Origin of the sequence: Sphingomonas sp., assembly GCF_031380695.1 — a bacterium.
Lineage (GTDB): Bacteria > Pseudomonadota > Alphaproteobacteria > Sphingomonadales > Sphingomonadaceae > Sphingomicrobium.
Genome location: NZ_JANMWY010000065.1, coordinates 1 through 3,150, shown reverse-complemented (window position 1 = coordinate 3,150; position 3,150 = coordinate 1). Strand labels below are relative to the sequence as shown.

General features: G+C 66.0%; 4 protein-coding genes and 1 pseudogene. 1 reads left to right on the top strand and 4 read right to left on the bottom strand.

Features of this window, described 5'->3' with window-relative positions:
• From glyA to murI, 4 genes and pseudogenes are all read right to left on the bottom strand, one after another.
• Positions 1-288 (bottom strand): annotated as a pseudogene (gene glyA, locus RMN84_RS02680) (serine hydroxymethyltransferase); the annotation flags it as partial.
• Positions 288-734: a ribose 5-phosphate isomerase B gene (gene rpiB, locus RMN84_RS02675; RefSeq protein WP_309610661.1), complete on the bottom strand. Its 447-nt coding sequence runs from the start codon at positions 732-734 to the stop codon at positions 288-290. The gene rpiB and the pseudogene glyA, both read right to left, overlap by 1 nt.
• 50 nt (positions 735-784) lie before the next feature.
• A complete protein-coding gene (hemA, locus tag RMN84_RS02670; RefSeq protein WP_309610660.1) occupies positions 785-2,005 on the bottom strand; it encodes a 5-aminolevulinate synthase in 1,221 nt (406 codons plus the stop codon).
• A gap of 56 nt (positions 2,006-2,061) precedes the next feature.
• Positions 2,062-2,850, bottom strand: coding sequence for a glutamate racemase (gene murI, locus RMN84_RS02665; RefSeq protein ID WP_309610659.1), 789 nt, complete (start codon positions 2,848-2,850; stop codon positions 2,062-2,064).
• A gap of 126 nt (positions 2,851-2,976) precedes the next feature.
• Between murI and RMN84_RS02660 the strand changes: the two genes are divergently transcribed.
• On the top strand, positions 2,977-3,150 hold a 174-nt coding region (locus tag RMN84_RS02660), incomplete at its 3' end, for a glycerol-3-phosphate acyltransferase (protein WP_309610662.1).

Here is a 3,150-nt window from a genome sequence, read left to right as displayed (position 1 = left end):
TTGCTTGGCGCGGTCGATCGCGAGCTGCTCGACGAGGTCGGACGGGTGGCAGCCCTGGTAGTAGCGACGGCCCGGATAGCCCTCGGCATATTTGTTGGTGAACACCGATCCCTGTGCTTCGAGTACTGCCTTCGAGACGATATTCTCCGAGGCGATCAGCTCGATCTGCGTTTGCTCGCGCTCAAGCTCAGCCGCGATGGCGTTGGCGACCGCGTTATCGGTCTGCCGAACCGTGCGGGTGAAGAAACCATCGGGCTGGACGTCGTTCAAATTGGCGGCGGTGGCCATCAGGCGGGCTCCTGCTGAGGGGCGGAAAGCATCTCGACGCGGCGCTGATGGCGGCCGCCTTCGAACTCGGTGGTGAGGAAAGCGGTGACGCAGGCCTTGGCCATCTCGATTCCGATCAGCCGCGCGCCGAGGGCGATGGCGTTGGCGTCGTTGTGGCTTCTGGCGAAGGCGGCCGAGACCGGCTCGCTGACTTGGGCGCAGCGGCAGGCCGGATTGCGATTGGCGGCGATGGCGACGCCGATACCCGATCCGCAGACGGTAATCCCGCGGTCGGCGCGGCCATCGGCCAGCGCATCGGCGAGCATGGCCCCGAAGCGGGGATAATCGACGCTGGCGGTGCCATGCGTGCCGAGGTCGAGCAGGTCATGGCCAGCCTCGCCGAGCCACGCCACAAGGGCGTCCTTGAGTTCGACACCGGCATGGTCGGCGGAAAGGGCGATGCGCATGCGCGTCGCCTACGCCAAGCGTCGGGGATTCGCCAGTAGCTTTGGCGCGATCAGGCCGCCCGGCGCTTCTCGAGTTCGAGGCGGCTCCAGATTTCGCTGAGCGCACCGACCAGTTCGTCGATCATCGCCTCGCTGTGGCACGGGCCGGGGGTGAAGCGCAGGCGCTCGGTGCCGCGGGGGACGGTCGGATAGTTGATCGGCTGGACGTAGAGGCCGTATTCGGCGAGCAAGATGTCGCTGATGCGCTTCGCCTTGACCGCGCAGCCGACCATCACCGGGACGATGTGGGTGACGCTGTCCATCACCGGCAGGCCGGCGTCGGCGAACTTGGCCTTGAGGCTGGCTGCCCCGGCCTGCTGCGCGGCGCGTTCCTCGCCCGATTGCTTCAGGTGGCGGACCGACGCGAGCGCCCCGGCGACCAGCACCGGCGACAACGAGGTGGTGAAGATGAACCCCGGCGCATAGCTGCGGATGCAGTCGATGATCGTCTGGTCGGCGGCAATGTAGCCGCCCATCACGCCGAATGCCTTGCCCAGCGTGCCTTCCACGATAGTGACGCGGTGGGCGACGCCATCACGTTCCGAAATGCCGCCGCCGCGCGCGCCGTACATGCCGACCGCGTGAACCTCGTCGCAATAGGTCAGCGCGCCATAGCAGTCGGCGAGGTCGCAGATCGCGGCGATCGGGGCGATGTCGCCGTCCATCGAATAGACGCTCTCAAACGCGATCAACTTGGGTGTCTCGGAGTCCTCGTCGCGCAGCAACTGCTCGAGATGATCGAGGTCGTTGTGGCGGAAGACGCGCTTCTCGCAGCCCGAATTGCGGATGCCGGCGATCATCGAGGCGTGGTTCAGCTCGTCCGAGAAGATCACGCAGCCGGGGAGCAGCTTGCCGAGCGTCGCCAAGGTCGCCTCGTTCGAGACATAGCCCGACGTGAACAGCAGGGCGCCTTCCTTGCCGTGGAGATCAGCCAGCTCGGCCTCGAGATCGACATGATAATGGGTGTTGCCACCGATGTTGCGCGTGCCGCCCGATCCGGCGCCAACGTCGTGCAGCGCCTCTTCCATCGCCGTAATCACGCTGGGGTGCTGGCCCATACCGAGATAGTCGTTGGAGCACCACACGATGATCGGCTTGGGCCCGTTATGTCCGGCGAAGCAGCGCGCGTTGGGAAAAGCGCCCTTGTTGCGCAACACGTCGATGAAGACGCGATAGCGCCCCTCATCGTGCAGCCGGTCGATCGCCGCCTGGAAAATACCGTTATAGTCCATCGGGGCCAATTATCGCCGGATGGCTGCGATTGCCATTGAGAACGACTCGCAACTGGTCAGAGAGACAGCGTGCGGTCCAGGCCATAGCGGGCGAGGGATGCTGCGAGAGCCGCTGGCGGTGGATCGGTGAAGACGGCGAGGCCGGGTGTGGGCGCATCGGGCCATGGCTGGTCGCGGGTGAGATGGGCGATGCGGCGGGCGATGCCGGGGCCGCCGTCGACGAAAGATACGCCGGGCATTGCAATGGTGAGTTCGTCGGCGAGCAAGGGAAAATGGGTGCAGGCGAGGACGACCACGTCGATTGCGTCGCCGCCCGGCTGGTCGAGCAGCGGGCGGATTGCTGTAAGGACAGCGTCGATCGCGACGGGTTCGCCTATCAGCTTCGCTTCGGCCAGCGCGACCAGTTCGGCAGAGCCATGCCGGAGCACAGTGCAGTCGCTGGCGAAGCGAGCGGCGAGGTCGTCAACATAAGGTTGGCGCACGGTCGCGGCGGTGCCGAGCACGCCGATGACGCGGGTTTGCGACCGCTCGGCGGCGGGCTTGATGGCCGGGACCGTGCCTACCACCGGCAGGTCGAGCGCCGCGCGAACGACGTCCAGCGCGATGGTCGAGGCGGTATTGCAGGCGATGACGACGAGGCGCGGCCGAAACCGCTCGACCAGCCGCCCGAGCAGGGCGGGTACGCGCGCCGCAATCTCGGCCTCCGAGCGCGGGCCATAAGGGAAGCCGGCGCTGTCGGCGGCATAAACGATCGGCGCGTTCGGAAGGAGCGCGCGGGTCGGGGCGAGGACCGAGAGGCCGCCGACGCCGGAGTCGAAAAAGAGAAGGGGGGCGTTAGGGGTCATTGTGTCCCGTCATTGCGAGAAGCGAAGCGACGAAGCAATCCAGTGGCGGAAAGACTGGATTCCTTCGCTCCGCTCGCAAAGACGGGCCGGTTGCGGTCAGCGCATCCTATGCTACCAACGTCGACAATGAATTCCTCCACCATCCTCGCCCTTCTCCTCGGCTATGCCCTCGGCTCCATCCCGTTCGGGCTGATCGTCACCCGCCTCGCCGGCAAAGGCGATATTCGCGAGATCGGGTCAGGGAATATCGGCGCGACCAATGTTCTCAGAACCGGGTCGAAGAAGCTCGCCGCGCTGACG

Bases quoted from the DNA above. Each gene is read 5' to 3' on its own strand.
- rpiB (WP_309610661.1), bottom strand. From the start codon at position 734: ATGCGCATCGCCCTTTCCGCCGACCATGCCGGTGTCGAACTCAAGGAC.
- hemA (WP_309610660.1), bottom strand. From the start codon at position 2,005: ATGGACTATAACGGTATTTTCCAGGCGGCGATCGACCGGCTGCACGAT.
- murI (WP_309610659.1), bottom strand. From the start codon at position 2,850: ATGACCCCTAACGCCCCCCTTCTCTTTTTCGACTCCGGCGTCGGCGGC.